The sequence below is a fragment of the Pseudoalteromonas sp. 2CM39R genome (genome assembly GCF_023161845.1).
This window is the reverse complement of sequence record NZ_JALNTM010000008.1, coordinates 38,951-54,400: the sequence shown is the minus strand read 5'-3', so window position 1 is coordinate 54,400 and position 15,450 is coordinate 38,951. Positions and strand designations below refer to the sequence as shown.

The window sequence follows — 15,450 nt, the reverse complement described above, 5'->3', positions numbered from 1 at the left end:
GGCGAGTAATTACCCAATTGCTGTTTTATAGTGAGCTTAATCTAAACGTTAAAGGAAGCACAATGCAATTATTTATCGGCAATAAAAATTACTCAACTTGGTCATTGCGGGCCTGGTATTTACTGAGTAAATTCAATATCTCTTTTACAGAGCTGCAGTTAGTTTTGGATACGCCTGAATTTTATGAAGCATTAGAAAGTAAGTTTCCAGTGCAAAAAGTGCCGGCTCTTATTGATGCTGAGTTAACCGTGTGGGATTCACTCGCTATTTGTGAATACATCAATGATGCTTATCTAAATGGTGCTGCTTGGCCTAGTGAAATAACCCAAAGAGCAAAAGCACGCAGTCTAGCGGCTGAGATGCACTCTGGTTTTGTTGCACTTCGTAATGACATGCCAATGAATATTCGCGCTAAAAGGCATGTTGAATTATCAGAGCAAGCTAAAAAAGACATTGCGCGTATCGATGAGATATTCTCTACTCAGCAGCAAAGTTACCCTAACGAATGGTTATTTGGCGAATTTTCTATTGTTGATGCAATGTTTGCACCTGTGGTTCTGCGCTTCAAAACGTATCAGGTGGAGCTTTCGCATGCTGCACAAGCTTATTGCCAGCACGTACTTAGTTGCCCGGTAATGCAAAGCTGGATAAGCGAAGCCCTTAAAGAAACCGATATAGTAGACTGTGATGAAGCAGGTGAAGAAATCAACTAACTGAAATTTAGAATATTTTCCTATTTAATTTATTGTCTACTATGCTTTTATCTAGGTTTTTTTGTCGTATTTTTATACAAAAATACTAGTTTAATTAATGAGCATACACTCTATACTAGAGTAGTTGCTCTTTAATCTAACACCCCTCACTTCCTTTCGTAGTAGGCATTTATTTATGGGCGCTTTTGCAGCAAAATTATTAAACGAAGATATGTCGATTGAGCGCTATGCTTGCCAATTTAAATCGTTACAGGTTGAGCAAGCATTTTTGCAAAGTAAATTTGCTCAAGATAAAAAAATAGCTCAGTTTCTTACCTGTTTGATTGCAGTTGTTACTTTTTTGGTGACATTCTTTGACAAGATGATCATTCAAGCGAGCTTTTGGCCCGATATTGCCCTGATCGGTAGAGCCGTTACTATATCAGTTTGTTTACTAAGCGCTTTTGGTTTAGGTTTTATAAAAACTCCAGGGCAGTTAAAACCCGTGATTGTCGTGTTTATGGTGTTTTTATTTTTGAATATCCAGTTCATGGTTGTCACCTATGAGCGAAATTATATTTTGCACATGTTTTTTGATGTGATCATTTTGATCACCTTTTACTTTTCAACATTGTTATCTTTGAAGTTATCTTTGTTTTTAGGTGTTGCTTACAGTGTGTTCGCTGTGATTGTTATTTACTCCTATAAAGATATATCTATTCACTCATTTTATGTGGTGATCTTAGCGCATGTGGCAGCTAATTTAGCGGGGTTGATCATGGCTGCTCAAGAGCACACGATGCGCCGCGCACTATTTGTAAGAAATACACAGCTTGCCCAGCTTGCCCATGAAATGAAAACCCAAGCCCTTAAAGATGCACTTACTCAGCTGCCCAATCGTCGTGCTTTTGATAATGCCTATGAAGAATATCAGCGGTTGGTTAAGCAGCAACAAGGTGAGCCAAAACAGGTCTGTGTTATTTTGGCTGATATTGATTATTTTAAACGTGTGAATGATACCCACGGCCACGAGGTGGGGGATGTTGTATTACAACGTTTTTCTGCTTTTTTAACTCACTCACTACGTACCTCTGATGATGTGTATCGCTTTGGCGGAGAGGAGTTTGTAATTGTACTACCACTATGCTCTGTGCCAGATGCAACGGTTATTATTAATAGTATGATCTCAAGGTTGAATAGTGAAATGTGCGAAGTTGGTGAGTTATCTTTACCAATTCGCGCAAGTTTTGGTTTAACAGTGATGAGAGAAGAGGAGCAAAAATCAGTTATTTCAAGAGCTGATGCTGCACTTTATCAGGCTAAAGATGCAGGACGTAATCAATTAGTTATTAAACTTTAAAAACTTAATTATGCGTTAAAACATGTACCTTATAGTCATTTCGGTATAATCTTTAATCATATTATTTTCTTATATTAGCAAGCAAGGAGTCGCGAATGCTAACACGCCACGATAAAGGGTATAAAATTTCAATTAGAGCCAGTGTCTTGCTGGTATTTGCCCTTGCAAGTTTACTCACAGGCGTGGTGGCGATTAGTTTGCATTATTACTTTAGTGAAAAGCTGATACTGCAAACTAAATCAGAACAATTTAAACAAACTAGCCAGCAAATAGCCGATCACATCACCCAAATCAACCATCGTGCCGACAATACCTTAAGCGTGATGATCCACGACACGCGATTATTTTCGAATAGCCAAGATAATAAAGAGATTTTACAGCATGTATTGCTCGAAATTTTAACGCGCCATCCAGACTTTTATTCGCTTATTCTTGGTCATGCTAATGGCGACTTATTACAGGTTATTAATTTAAAAGGCTATGCCAAGCTTCCTTCATCGTTTCAACTTGATAAAGACGATCATTGGCTGGTGTATCAAATTACAGGGCAGGGCAGCGATCGTAAGCAAGTAACCACGTATTTAGACGAGTCGCTCAACGTTCGTAAAAGAGACATTAAAGCGACAGATTACGACCCGCGAACCCGTGTTTGGTTTCAGGATGCAATCAGTACTTCGGTGACGAAAACTGAGCAGTACGTGTTTAACGTATTTGATGTACCAGGTTATACCTATGCAATTAAATCAGCGCAAACAGGCGATGTATTAGCGATTGATATTGCCAGTGCAAGTTTGAATCATTTTTTAACCGCGCAACAAACTAAAATGAAGCACTTGGTTGAAAGTGAAATGTATGTTTATCGGGGTGATGGCGAGATTATTGCGAGCAGTAAAAATCAAAGCCATCAGCATAGTTTTGCTGATTTATCCCAGTTAGTTAAATTAGATGAGCAGCAATCTGGGCTTGCTAATAAAGCGCATCAATTTGGTAAAATGCTAAGCGTCCATGAAAAGGGCATAGAAAAGTACATGTTTGTGCTGCCTCTTCCGCTCAGTAGCGATATGCAATCTGATGAAGTGGATTATTTTACCGTACTGGTATCTAAAGATGATGTGTTAGCGGTAATTAAAGAAAAAATACGAATTTCAATTTTAGTCACGGGTTTATTTTTACTCTTGCTGCTGCCCGTCTCTTGGTTTTTTGCCTCTTCAATCGTTAACCCAATACTTAAACTAGTGGGTGAGAATAAAAAAATTCAACAGCGCGATTACAATGAGGTCTCAACGCTTTCGAGCCATATTTTAGAAATTCATTATTTAGCTAGTTCGATGGTCGATATGAGTCGCTCCATTGAGCAACATGAAAACTCACAAAAAGCGCTGATGGAGTCCTTTGTTGAGCTTATTGCGCAAGCCATTGATGATAAATCTCCCTATACGGCAGGGCATTGTGAGCGGGTGCCAGAGCTGGGTATTTGGCTTGCTGATGCAGCATCAGGTTCAACAGATGAGGCGTTTTCTGAGTTCAGCTTTAAAACCCCTGATGAGCGACGCGAGTTTCGTTTAGCAGCGTGGTTGCACGATTGCGGTAAAATCACCACACCAGAGCATATTGTTGATAAAGGCACTAAGCTCGAAACCATTTATAACCGTATTCATGAAATACGCACCCGATTTGAAGTGCTGCTGCGTGATGCAAAAATTGCTTACTATGAGCAACTATTAGCGCACCCAGAGAAGCAATCTGTGCTTAAGCAAAAGCTTGAGCAACAAACTGAAAAGTTACACGCAGACTTTAGCTTTATTGCTGCCTGTAATGTTGGTGGTGAGTTTATGGATGAAGCGCAGCTGTCTCGTTTACATGAGGTTGCTAGCATTAAATGGCAGCGCCATTTTGACGCAAGTTTAGGTTTATCACCCCTTGAAGAAATGCGTATGGCTGATTTGAAGAATCAGCATTTACCTGCCGAAGAGTCACTGCTAAGCGATAAGCCAAGTGATTTAATTCCACACGAAAAAGCCGTTGAGTACCCAGAGAGTTTGGGCATTAATATGGTCATTCCTGAGTATAAATATAACCTTGGCGAAGTGTATAACTTGTCGGTGGCGCGGGGCACGTTAACAGCGGAAGACCGATTTAAGATCAATGAGCATGTGATCAGCACAATTCGTATGCTTGGTAGTGTGCCATTCCCTAAAGAATTAGCGAAAGTTCCGCGTTATGCGTCAACCCACCACGAAACCTTAAAAGGCACCGGTTATCCACGAAAATTAACCGCTGAGCAGTTATCAATACCTGAACGTGTGTTAGTACTTGCTGACATCTTCGAAGCATTAACCGCAGCAGATAGACCTTATAAAAAAGCGAAACCTCTGAGTGTTGCTATTGATATTTTAGCGAAAATGGTCGATGACGATCACATTGACCGTGACGTATTTGAGCTCTTTTTAACTTCAGGCATATACCTAAAATATGCAAAACAGTTTTTACATGAGTCGCAAATAGATTCAGTCGATATACAAAAATATCTAAGGTAATTATTTGCTTATGCTTTAGGCTAATTTTGCAGTGTTTTTGTTTGTAATACAAAGTTATTGGTGTATAAAGATTATACAAGCTAATATTATTTACGAACAAAGCATTGCAAGGAGATGCATAAGTGCTGGTATCTGCTTTTCAAAAACTCAAACAAAAAATTCGTTTTTCGATTCGTCTTACCGTTGTTGCGGTGTTCGTATTAGCCACCTCATTAACAGCCCTGATTGCAATTAGCCTGCAATATTATTTCAGTGAAAAAATGGCTTTAGAAGCCAGTGTTAAAAACTTTAATTTAGCCACCAGCTCCGTTGCTGATTACCTTACTGGGGTGAATGAAAAGTCAGAAAACACATTAAGTGTGATGGTACAAAATAGCAGCCTTATCAGCGCCGACAGCGAAAATAAAAGCGAACTGAGAGATGTCATGAGCGAAATCATGCAGCTCAATCCATTGTTTTATGCCTTATATGTCGGCTATGAAAATGGTGACTTTTATGAATTAATTAATTTAGAAAGTAGTAAAATTGTTCGCCAGCAGTTGCAAGCCATCGAAGCGGATCGTTGGGTAGTGATCCATATTAGCGGTGAAGGTGCAAAGCGTGTTCAGCACACTCATTACTTTGATCAGCAATTTAATTTGCGTATCTCTCAAACAAAGAGTACCAGCTATGATCCGCGAGAGCGTTTGTGGTTTAAGCAAGCAAACTCGACCCGAGTCAATAAAACCAAGCCGTATTTTTTCACCCACCTACAAGCTCCCGGGCAAACCTATTCGATAAAGTCGGCAAGAGAAAACAGTGTATTGGCGTTAGACGTGAGCTTATCGAGCATTTCTGAGTATTTAAGTAAACAGCAAAGTAAAATGAGCAGCCAGTATTTAAGTGAGCTGTATATTTACAACAAAGAAGGTGAAATTGTTGCCTCTAACCAACAAAAAAATAGCTTATTATTGCCAAGGCTTGAAAAACTAGCTCTTACTGAAGATCAGCAAAGTGTATTAGCAAAGTACCCTTATTTGAGTGTGTCTAACGAAACCAATTGGCCACCAATGGACTTTAGTGTTGGCGGAAACCCAAAAGGCTATAGCATTGATTATATTAATGGTTTGGCTGAGTTGCTGGGAATTAAGGTGACTTTTATAAATGGTTTTACTTGGGCTGAGTTTTTAAGCCAATTTGCAAAAGATGAAATAGACATTATTCAGCCTATTTTTAAAACGCCTGCTAATGAGCCGCTTGGTCTTATGAGCCAAACTATGGCGACCTTACCGTTCAGTATCATTACAGCAAAAGGGTCCACACCCGTTGTTACCATGAAGCAGTTAGCGGGCAAACAGTTGGCTATAGGCGAGGGCTGGTCGGTGATTAAAGTGATCAAAGAGCACTTTCCCGACATCGATATTGTTGAGCTACCAAGTACAAAAGCGGTGCTTGATGCAGTAAGCGAAGGGCGCGTCTATGCTGGTTTAGATAACGAGGCGGTATTCAAATACACCCAAAAGCAGTTTTTTATAGATGGTATTCAGTACAATCAGCTCGATAGTTATAGCCACGATCTACTACCCGATACCCTGCATTTATTGTTTCATCCAGAGGATGCAGCGCTTAAAGACTTAATTGATATGGCAATCACTCAGTTGCCAAATTCGTACATTGCTGCTCTTGAGCGAAAATGGTTAGGGAGCGATGCCAGTCAGCAAACACAAGTAATTGGCACTGTGCCATATCCTGAGTTTTTAACTTTAATTACAGATGAAACAAACTTTGCCCATTTACGTTTGATGACCCTAAATGGCATTGAAAAGTATGTGTATATCACTCCGCTTTCAGAAGGGGGCATTAATAGCGATTACTTAGCGATAGTGGTGCCGAAAGAGGGGGTACTAAGCTCTACCCGTGAGAAAATTAAGCTCTCTATTTTTATCACTGCCGCATGCTTAATTATGGTATTGCCGGTGTCGTGGTTTTTTGCCTCACCCATTGTTGCACCTATTAAGACCTTAGAGGGCGAAAACTTAAAGATAAAGCGCCGTCAGTTTGACCAAGTTTCAACCTTAAAAAGCAGTATTAAAGAAATCAATAACCTGGCCAACTCTATGGTGCAAATGAGTCAATCTATTCAGCAGCATGAGCAAAATCAAAAAGCCTTAATGGAATCATTTATTGAGCTTATTGCGCAGGCCATCGATGATAAATCGCCCTATACAGCAGGGCACTGCGAACGAGTACCAGAACTGGGCATTATGTTGGCCAAAGCGGCCTCAAGCTCAGATGAACACGCTTTTAAAGAGTTTGCCTTTAAAAATAAAGACGAGTTAAGAGAGTTTAGCCTCGCAGCTTGGCTACATGACTGCGGTAAAATCACCACCCCAGAGCATATCGTAGACAAAGGCACTAAGTTAGAAACTATTTATAACCGTATTCATGAAGTGCGCACACGTTTTGAAGTACTTTGGCGAGATGCAGAAATCGCTTATTTAAAAGCGTTGCAAAGCTCACCAGAAAAGCAACCTGAGCTTGAAGCCGAGCTTGGCAAACGCCAAGCACAATTACGCAGTGATTTTTCGTTTATCGCAGCTTGCAATGTGGGTGGCGAATTTATGGATGAAGCAAGTCTTAAGCGTTTAGAGTCGCTAAGTAACATAACGTGGCAACGACATTTTGATGATAAAATAGGCCTTTCGCCAGTTGAAGAGCTGCGAGTTCACAGCAGCGATGAGCAGCTGCCTGTTACTGAAAAGCTGCTTTCAGATAAGCCAGAACATCTGATCACCCACGATAAACCCATTGAGTATGACGAGCGCTTAGGCATTAAAGTGAGCATTCCTGATTACAAGTATAATCTTGGTGAGCTGTATAACTTGCAAATTCAGCGCGGTACGTTGACACACGAAGATCGCTTTAAAATTAATGAGCATATTATCAGTACCATTCGAATGCTCGATAATGTGCCGTTCCCTGAAGAGTTAGCACGGGTGCCACGTTATGCCTCGACCCATCACGAAACACTCAAAGGCACGGGGTATCCGCGTAAGTTATCTGCAGATGATTTATCGATACCTGAGCGTGTGCTGGTGCTGGCTGATATCTTCGAGGCATTAACCGCAGCCGATAGACCTTATAAAAAAGCCAAGCCACTCAGTGTTGCCATTGATATTTTAGCCAAGATGGTAGCCGATCAGCATGTTGATGAAGATGTGTTCAAATTGTTCTTAACATCAGGTATTTATCTTGAATATGCAAAACGCTATTTGAACCCAGAACAAATCGATGATGTTGATATCGCAAAATACCTGTAACTGAGGGCGGTTGCTTTTACTTTAGAGTGAAAAGTCCGTACAATTCGCCTCGTTTTTAGTGACGCTTTTAACGAGATGAATTCAAGCCGTATGCATCAGATTGCTGACTTAATCGCTATTTTTGAAAGCACCTTTTATCAAAGCCATAACACGCGTTTGATAAAGGGTGATGATGAACCTATTTACCTGCCTGCTGATGAGCAAACGCCTTATCACCAAATTGTGTTTGCCCACGGTTTTTATGCCAGTGCTTTACACGAAATTGCCCATTGGCTGGTGGCTGGTGAGGCACGTCGGTTAAAAGAAGATTATGGCTATTGGTATTGCCCAGATGGTCGTGATAAGCACCAGCAAGCTGAATTTGAAGCAGTTGAAGTAAAGCCCCAAGCTATTGAATGGGCGCTCAGTACTGCAGCTGGTTTTGATTTTAATGTATCGGTTGATAATTTAAATGGCGAGCAAACCTGTCGATTCGATTTTCAAGCGCGAGTTCACCAGCAAGTGTTGAGCTTTTTAGCATCTGGCTTTAATCAGCGCACAACAGCACTTCTTAAAGCATTGAGTGATTTCTATAAAACCCCATGGCCACTAACAGCTGCTCAGTTTACGTGGCAGCGCGATTTTCATGGCAACCCAGGAGCTTTATCTGATGCAGTTTAAATTAGGTTTGATTGTAAATCCGGTTGCCGGCTTAGGTGGCAGTGTCGCACTAAAGGGCAGTGATGGCGCAGATACCGCAGCAAAAGCAATGCAACTTGGTGCGGAGCCAAAAGCAAACCTACGCACCCGAGCGGCACTTGAAGTGCTGCTTGCCCATCAAGATGACTTAATCATTTACACTGTAAACGGTGAAATGGGCGAGCAAACGGCAAAGCAACTAGGCTTTCAAAGCCAAGTTATTTACCAAGCAAACGATATCACCACCCCAGATGACACAGAGCAGGCTGCCAAGCTATTAGTTGAGCAAGGTGTCGATCTTATTTTATTTGCGGGTGGCGATGGTACTGCCCGCAATATTTGCCATGCGGTTGGCGATAGCACTCCTGTATTAGGTATTCCTGCAGGCTGTAAAATCCATTCTGGGGTTTATGCTATTACCCCAAAAGCAGCTGGGCGTGTTGTTGAGATGCTAGTTAAAGGTGAACTTGTAAGCCTTGGTGATGCTGATGTGATGGATATCGACGAAGAGGCATTTCGCGAAGGCACGGTAAAAGCTAAGCGCTATGGTGAAATGCAAGTGCCGAGCGAAGTACGTTATGTACAGGCAGTGAAAAATGGCGGTAAAGAAACCGATGAATTAGTGCTTGCCGATATAGCTGCCTATGTTGTTAGTGAAATGGATGAAGACTGCTTATATGTGATGGGCAGTGGTTCTACAGTCGCGGCAATTATGGAAGAAATGGGTCTTGAAAATACCTTGCTGGGTGTAGACTTAGTGGCAGACCAAGAGCTTATCGCGCAGGATTTAACTGCTCAGCAATTACTTGAACTCACACAAGGTAAAGAAACCAAATTGGTGATCACCTTAATAGGTGGCCAAGGCCATATCTTCGGCCGAGGTAATCAGCAATTAAGCCCTGCACTTATTCGTGCTATTGGCCGTGATAACATTATTGTTGTAGCCACTAAAACTAAATTACAGGCTTTAAATGGCCGACCACTGATTGCCGATACGGGTGACAGTGAGTTAGACGATGAATTAAGTGGTTATATTCGCGTAACCACAGGTTTTAATGACCATATTATGTATGCAGTGGGTCATCAAGATGGGCTGCACCCAGAGGAGAAGTAACAATGAGTTTAGTAAGTTATATTGATGCAGCGCAGCAATATTTTGATGATTTAGTCGATAAAGCAACTGACGACGAGCTATTTGCTGGTGGCTATTTACGTGGTCACTTTGACTTAGCTGTAGGCTATGCACAAGTAGAAGAATTAAACTTATCGATTGATGAGTTAAACAATCAAGTTGAATCTAGCCTAGTTAAAGCTTATCGCAACGGTGAGTTAAACGAAGAAGATAAAGAGCTTGTTGTGCGCCTATGGGATGAAGTTAAAGCTCTTGCAGCCTAATCTAATTAAATAAAATTCTGTAAAGCGACCTGTGTCGCTTTTTTTACATCATCACTTTACCTTTATCAGGTAATTCCATTAACTTAAAATTTACCTTAGTAGTTAGATACGTTAAGGTTAACGAGATATTTTTCCAGGGAATTTGAAAATGAATAACAATAATGATGTGCAGGCACCAAGTGGTGCAATCGCACGTTTTCTAAATACCATAGAAAGGGTAGGTAACAAGCTACCTGATCCAGCGATTATCTTTTTAGTCGCTATGCTACTTATTTGGTTTTTATCTTGGCTTTTCTCGGGCACTACATTTGATGCAATCGACCCGCGCACAGGCGAAGCCATCGTTATAAATAACCTATTAGCAGGGGACTCCCTTGCCACCTTCTTATCTTCGATGGTGAAAACCTTCACTGGCTTTGCGCCTCTAGGTGTAGTGCTGGTTGCTATGTTAGGTGTTGGTGTTGCTGAGCATTCTGGCTTTATCAATACCGGCCTTAAATTAATGTTAAAAGTAACGCCTAAGCAGCTTTTAACACCGTCTATTATTTTAGTGGCGATTGTCAGTCATACCGCAACTGATGCCGGTTACGTATTAGTGATCCCACTTGCTGGGGTTATTTTCTATGCGATGGGGCGTCATCCCCTTGCAGGTATTGCAGCTGCGTTTGCTGGGGTAAGTGGAGGCTTTAGCGCAAACTTTATTCCGTCAGGGATTGATCCGTTACTGCAAAGCTTTACCCAAAGTGCCGCGCAAATTATTAACCCAGATATGGCGATTAACCCGCTTAATAACTGGTTTTTCACCTCAGCTTCGAGCTTATTTATTATCTTATTAGGCTGGTATATCACAGATAAAATCATCGAGCCGCGTTTACAGAATACGCCACTTGATGGTGATACCGAAGACCTACCTGCCTTTGATGAAGCGCGCAGTGATGAAAAACGTGCGTTCTATATTGCAAGCACAGTGATGATTGCAGGCCTTGCTCTACTATGGTTTGTATCAGCGCCAGCCGACTCAGCAATGCGAAGCAGTGATGGCTCGTTAACTAATTTCCGCTCACCGTTAATGCAATCAATTGTGCCACTTATCTTCTTACTGTTTTGGATCCCTGGTGCCGTCTACGGTTTTGCCGTGGGTACCTTCAAAAGCTCTAAAGATATGATCGATGCAATGAGTAAAGCGATGAGTGGTATGGCTTACTATATTGTTATGGCGTTCTTCTGTGCGTTATTTATTGCTGCATTTAGTAAATCAAACCTAGGTGCATTACTTGCAATTGAAGGTGCACAACTATTAAAAGCAATGGCTCTGCCAAGTTCAGTCACTGTAGTAGGTATTATCTTCTTAACGGCGTTCGTGAACCTATTTGTTGGCTCAAGCTCAGCAAAATGGGCGCTATTAGGGCCAATCTTTGTTCCAATGCTGATGCAACTGGGTATTTCACCTGATTTGACGCAAGCTGCGTACCGTGTAGGTGACTCAAGCTCGAATATCATCACGCCATTGATGCCATACTTCCCACTGGTTGTTGTGTACTGTCAAAAGTATGTAAAAGGCACCGGTATCGGCACCTTAATTGCGATGATGTTACCGTACTCAATCGCCTTCTTAATCGGTTGGAGTATCTTCTTACTTGCGTACTGGGGCTTAGGCATTCCACTAGGTCTTCAATCAAGCTACGCATACCCAGCCATCGGCTCATAAGGATTAGAGTAACAAAGCCTCAGCATTCCAGCGTGAGGCTTTAAAAAAACTGAAGTCTGATAGCTGACGGCTGACAGCTTTACTACAAACACAAAAAAACCTTGTCACTCTCATGACAAGGTTTTTTATTGCTTAAAGCTTAAGCTTCGATTAGTTCGCAGTGAAGCTCACAGGACGACGCTCTTTACGAGGGCCACCACGTTTTTCACCACGGTCTTTGAAGTTACGCTTCTTATCACCACGATCACCACTTGGGCGCTCAGAGCGAGGAGCCGCAGGACCTTGGTCTTGCGTTAGCGTCATATTCATCGGACGTTTACAGATAAATACCTTTTGGAAGTGATCAAGCACATCTTTTGGCATGTTCTGTGGTAACTGTACCGTACTGTGATTGTCATGTAAGCGAATATCACCAATGAACTTGCTTGAGATATCAGCTTCGTTAGCAATCGCACCAACGATATTTTTAACTTGTACACCGTGCTCACGACCTACTTCGATACGGTAAGTATCCATAGGACCCATGTTACGGCTGTTGCGCTCACGCGGCTCACGAGGTTTACGCTCGCGTCCTTGGCGGTCGCCACGATCACCACGTTCATTGCGACGACGCTCATTCCGTTCGCCACGTGGTTGAACTTTAACTTCTTCAACCTTGATTGGTGATTGTTGCTGCGCTAAACAAAGTAATGCACCTGCTAAATCTTCAGTACTTAGCTCAAGTTTCTCTGCCATGTTAGCAGCAACTTGATTAAAGAAAGTGATGTCTTTGTTTTCAAGAGCAATTGTAAGCTTGTCTTGAAGCGCTTTAATACGCTTTTCTTCAACAACTTTAGCTGTTGGTAAATCAACTTGTGCGATATCAGATTTCGTATGACGAATGATATTTTTAAGTAAATAACGCTCGTTATGTTTTACGAAAAGAATCGCTTTACCTTGACGACCCGCACGACCAGTACGGCCAATACGGTGAACGTAGGCTTCTGAATCTTGTGGAATATCGTAGTTAATTACTAAGCTTAAACGATCTACATCAAGACCACGTGCAGCAACGTCTGTTGCAATAACGATATCAACTAGGCCGTTTTTCAAACGATCTACTGTGCGTTCACGTGCTTGTTGGTTCATGTCACCATTAAGTGGTGCCGCAGAGAAACCTTCGCGCTCAAGTAATTCAGCTAACTGTACCGTGTCGTTACGTGTACGTACGAAAACAATTGCACCATCGTATTGTTCAGCTTCTAAGAAGCGAACGATTGCTTTGTTTTTGTGTACGTGTGCATTCCAAAATACTTGCTCAACTGTTGATACAGTTGAGTTACGCGCAGAAATATGAACTTGCTCAGGCTCATTCATGTACTTGCTGCTGATATTTTGAATTTGCTTAGGCATGGTCGCAGAGAAAAGACATGTTTGCTTTTCACGTGGCGTTTTCTCCATGATGCTTTCTACATCATCAATGAAGCCCATGCGTAACATTTCGTCTGCTTCATCAAGAACAAGGGCTTGTAAGCTCTCAAACTTGATTGTGCCACGGTTAATGTGGTCAATTAAGCGACCTGGCGTTGCAACAATGATTTGCGCGCCACGACGAAGTGCACTTAGTTGGATGCTATAGCTTTGGCCACCATAAAGGGCTAAAACTTCAACACCACGAGTATGCTTAGCATATTGTTCGAATGCCTCAGCTACTTGGATCGCAAGTTCACGCGTAGGCGTTAAAACAAGGATCTGTGGCTGCTTCACAGACGGGTCAATATTATTTAGTAACGGCAGTGCAAATGCTGCTGTTTTACCTGTACCCGTTTGCGCTAGTCCCAGTACGTCCTTTCTTTCTAGCAATAACGGTATACATTGAGCTTGGATTTCAGATGGAGTCTTGTAACCCAACTCTTCAACTGCTTTAAGGATTGCAGGAGAAAGATTTAGAGATTCAAACGTGACTGGTTCTGACATTAATACGCCTCAACGAATTTAAAGAGGCGCGCATTGTATAGGAAATACAATGCAATTGCTTGTATAAATTACAACTAATTTGTATGTGGTTGATGTTGGTCATAATTTAATCAGTTTAAAATTACCAAAATCAACCACGTTTACAATTTATTGATATAACCCTAAATTTTCTTTAGCGTATGCTTCGAATTCAGTGAAGCCACCAATGTGGGCTTGGTCAATAAAAATCTGTGGTACAGTTGGGCAAGGTTTGCCTGCAGACTGTTCTAAATCTGCTTTGCTGATGCCTTCTTTAATGATGTCGATATAACGGTATTTAAAATCGTCACGCTCATTTGCTAGTTTTTCAGCAACGTCTTTTGCACGAACACAGTATGGGCAGCCTTCACGGCCAAAAATTACAGTTAACATATCGCTCTCCTCGATGTGAATGTGTTTATCTGGTTATCATCTTAACGAATTAAATGAATAAAAACAGCGCATAAAATCGATTGCACTGTTCTGTTTTTTCTCACTAAAAGCGATTGAGCTAATCAAGTGTGCGCATCCTGAGGCCAAGTTCTGTTGAGTAACCCATAGAATGCGCAGTAATTGCCAACTGCTCATCAATAACATAATAAGTTGGGTAGGCACTGATTTTATAATCTTGGCCTGTACTTTTACTGCCTAGTAACACCGGCATTGTTAATTCGAGTGAATCAGTAAACTGTTTAACTTCAGCAATATTTTGGTAATCGAGGGCAATTGCTATGGCATTTAACTTACCTTGCTGATGAGCCTTTTCTAAATTTGGCATACTGTAACGACAAATTGAGCACCAAGGCGCAAAGAAATACACCACTGTTTGCTTTCCTTGTAATTGTGCAATGGTCATCCGCTCTGTCGGGTCTTTTAGCGTGGCTAAATTAAAATAGGGGGCAGGAGTTTTATCAGTTGAGAGTAAATTACGTTGCTGAAATGCGGTCACGGCATACACAACGACTGCCATTAACACGACATTTTTTAGCACACTGATAAATTTTTTTAAAAAAGTTGGATTTTTTTTCATTATTATTTTGTACGTTGTTAGCCCTTTAAAATCAACTTATTCAGACCAGTTTGAGGGGGTTGAAATTTCATTTAATTTAAAAAATTTGCAATTTTTTTTGCTAAAAATCTTGAAAAGATTTTACCCGCCCATAAATAGTTTAGTGAGGACGCCTGATGGGTCCCAAACAAACTAAAGTAATTGAAATATATAGTATTAATTTAACTTTGTTAGCACTGGTTCAATAGAAGAGTACTAACAAAATATCGCTTAAATATGAGGATATAATTATGCGTACAGTAGACTTATCACCACTTTATCGTTCATTCATCGGTTTCGATCATTTAGCATCATTAATGGATGCGGCAGCTCGCACTGACAAGCAGCCAAGTTTTCCTCCGTACAACATCGAAGCACTCGATAAAGACAAGTATCGTATCACTATGGCTGTAGCAGGTTTTAGTGACAGTGAATTGACCATTGAGTCAGAAAACAACACATTGAAAGTCAGCGGTACTAAAGCTGATAAACAAGATAATGCTGAACGTAAGTTCATTCACCAAGGCATTGCAGAGCGTAACTTTGAGCGTAAGTTCCAATTAGGTGACCACGTTAAAGTGCTTGGCGCTGACCTTGAAAATGGCTTACTAAGCATCGATTTAGAGCGTGAAATTCCAGAAGCTTTAAAACCACGTAAAATTGAAATCGGTAACGGTAAATTACTCGAAAACCAGTAATACCCAACAGCATTGTTTCCCCTAGTTAGTTTTGCCGCCTCATTTGAGGCGGCTTTTTTGT

Annotated in this window: 12 protein-coding genes; 9 read left to right on the top strand and 3 right to left on the bottom strand. The window is 41.2% G+C overall.

The window, feature by feature from the left end:
• Positions 1 to 62 precede the first annotated feature (62 nt).
• The 8 genes from MTF66_RS18275 (at position 63) to MTF66_RS18240 (ending at position 11,669) form a co-directional block, all read left to right on the top strand.
• The gene (locus tag MTF66_RS18275) at positions 63 to 713 is read left to right on the top strand and encodes a glutathione S-transferase family protein (protein ID WP_248527764.1); all 651 of its coding nucleotides are present in this window, start codon (positions 63 to 65) and stop codon (positions 711 to 713) included.
• A gap of 175 nt (positions 714 to 888) precedes the next feature.
• Positions 889 to 2,052 carry a GGDEF domain-containing protein gene (locus MTF66_RS18270; protein WP_248527763.1) on the top strand — a complete coding sequence of 388 codons (1,164 nt, stop codon included), beginning with the start codon at positions 889 to 891 and terminating at the stop codon, positions 2,050 to 2,052.
• Positions 2,053 to 2,147: 95 nt separating this feature from the next.
• Positions 2,148 to 4,589: an HD-GYP domain-containing protein gene (locus MTF66_RS18265; protein WP_248527762.1), complete on the top strand. Its 2,442-nt coding sequence runs from the start codon at positions 2,148 to 2,150 to the stop codon at positions 4,587 to 4,589.
• A 122-nt stretch (positions 4,590 to 4,711) separates the two neighbouring features.
• Positions 4,712 to 7,888, top strand: coding sequence for an HD domain-containing phosphohydrolase (locus MTF66_RS18260; RefSeq protein WP_248527761.1), 3,177 nt, complete (start codon positions 4,712 to 4,714; stop codon positions 7,886 to 7,888).
• Between the two features lie 90 nt (positions 7,889 to 7,978).
• Positions 7,979 to 8,548: an elongation factor P hydroxylase gene (locus tag MTF66_RS18255; RefSeq protein WP_058586361.1), complete on the top strand. Its 570-nt coding sequence runs from the start codon at positions 7,979 to 7,981 to the stop codon at positions 8,546 to 8,548.
• Complete coding sequence (locus MTF66_RS18250; RefSeq protein ID WP_248527760.1) at positions 8,538 to 9,680, top strand: ATP-NAD kinase family protein; 1,143 nt, start codon at positions 8,538 to 8,540, stop codon at positions 9,678 to 9,680. Before MTF66_RS18255 ends, MTF66_RS18250 begins: the two co-directional genes overlap by 11 nt.
• A 2-nt stretch (positions 9,681 to 9,682) precedes the next feature.
• Complete coding sequence (locus tag MTF66_RS18245; RefSeq protein ID WP_054553188.1) at positions 9,683 to 9,961, top strand: YfcL family protein; 279 nt, start codon at positions 9,683 to 9,685, stop codon at positions 9,959 to 9,961.
• Positions 9,962 to 10,109: 148 nt separating this feature from the next.
• Positions 10,110 to 11,669, top strand: coding sequence for an AbgT family transporter (locus tag MTF66_RS18240; RefSeq protein WP_248527759.1), 1,560 nt, complete (start codon positions 10,110 to 10,112; stop codon positions 11,667 to 11,669).
• Between the two features lie 150 nt (positions 11,670 to 11,819).
• Here MTF66_RS18240 and MTF66_RS18235 read toward each other — a convergent pair whose 3' ends face one another.
• The 3 genes from MTF66_RS18235 to MTF66_RS18225 all read right to left on the bottom strand — a co-directional run bounded on the left by MTF66_RS18235 (position 11,820) and on the right by MTF66_RS18225 (position 14,613).
• Complete coding sequence (locus MTF66_RS18235) at positions 11,820 to 13,625, bottom strand: DEAD/DEAH box helicase (protein WP_054562104.1); 1,806 nt, start codon at positions 13,623 to 13,625, stop codon at positions 11,820 to 11,822.
• A gap of 147 nt (positions 13,626 to 13,772) precedes the next feature.
• Entirely contained in the window at positions 13,773 to 14,036 is a 264-nt protein-coding gene (locus tag MTF66_RS18230; RefSeq protein WP_054553185.1) for a GrxA family glutaredoxin, read from the bottom strand.
• 118 nt (positions 14,037 to 14,154) lie between these two features.
• Complete coding sequence (locus MTF66_RS18225) at positions 14,155 to 14,613, bottom strand: TlpA disulfide reductase family protein (protein WP_248527758.1); 459 nt, start codon at positions 14,611 to 14,613, stop codon at positions 14,155 to 14,157.
• A gap of 329 nt (positions 14,614 to 14,942) precedes the next feature.
• Here MTF66_RS18225 and MTF66_RS18220 point away from each other — a divergent pair, with 329 nt between their 5' ends.
• Positions 14,943 to 15,389: an Hsp20 family protein gene (locus MTF66_RS18220; RefSeq protein WP_058586322.1), complete on the top strand. Its 447-nt coding sequence runs from the start codon at positions 14,943 to 14,945 to the stop codon at positions 15,387 to 15,389.
• Positions 15,390 to 15,450: the final 61 nt, after the last annotated feature.

What these genes read in the sequence shown, in the direction of transcription:
- MTF66_RS18225 (WP_248527758.1), bottom strand. Translation starts at nt 14,613, where the DNA reads ATGGCAGTCGTTGTGTATGCCGTGACCGCATTTCAGCAACGTAATTTA.
- MTF66_RS18245 (WP_054553188.1), top strand. Translation starts at nt 9,683, where the DNA reads ATGAGTTTAGTAAGTTATATTGATGCAGCGCAGCAATATTTTGATGAT.
- MTF66_RS18250 (WP_248527760.1), top strand. Translation starts at nt 8,538, where the DNA reads ATGCAGTTTAAATTAGGTTTGATTGTAAATCCGGTTGCCGGCTTAGGT.
- MTF66_RS18270 (WP_248527763.1), top strand. Translation starts at nt 889, where the DNA reads ATGGGCGCTTTTGCAGCAAAATTATTAAACGAAGATATGTCGATTGAG.
- MTF66_RS18275 (WP_248527764.1), top strand. Translation starts at nt 63, where the DNA reads ATGCAATTATTTATCGGCAATAAAAATTACTCAACTTGGTCATTGCGG.
- MTF66_RS18255 (WP_058586361.1), top strand. Translation starts at nt 7,979, where the DNA reads ATGCATCAGATTGCTGACTTAATCGCTATTTTTGAAAGCACCTTTTAT.
- MTF66_RS18220 (WP_058586322.1), top strand. Translation starts at nt 14,943, where the DNA reads ATGCGTACAGTAGACTTATCACCACTTTATCGTTCATTCATCGGTTTC.
- MTF66_RS18235 (WP_054562104.1), bottom strand. Translation starts at nt 13,625, where the DNA reads ATGTCAGAACCAGTCACGTTTGAATCTCTAAATCTTTCTCCTGCAATC.
- MTF66_RS18230 (WP_054553185.1), bottom strand. Translation starts at nt 14,036, where the DNA reads ATGTTAACTGTAATTTTTGGCCGTGAAGGCTGCCCATACTGTGTTCGT.
- MTF66_RS18240 (WP_248527759.1), top strand. Translation starts at nt 10,110, where the DNA reads ATGAATAACAATAATGATGTGCAGGCACCAAGTGGTGCAATCGCACGT.
- MTF66_RS18265 (WP_248527762.1), top strand. Translation starts at nt 2,148, where the DNA reads ATGCTAACACGCCACGATAAAGGGTATAAAATTTCAATTAGAGCCAGT.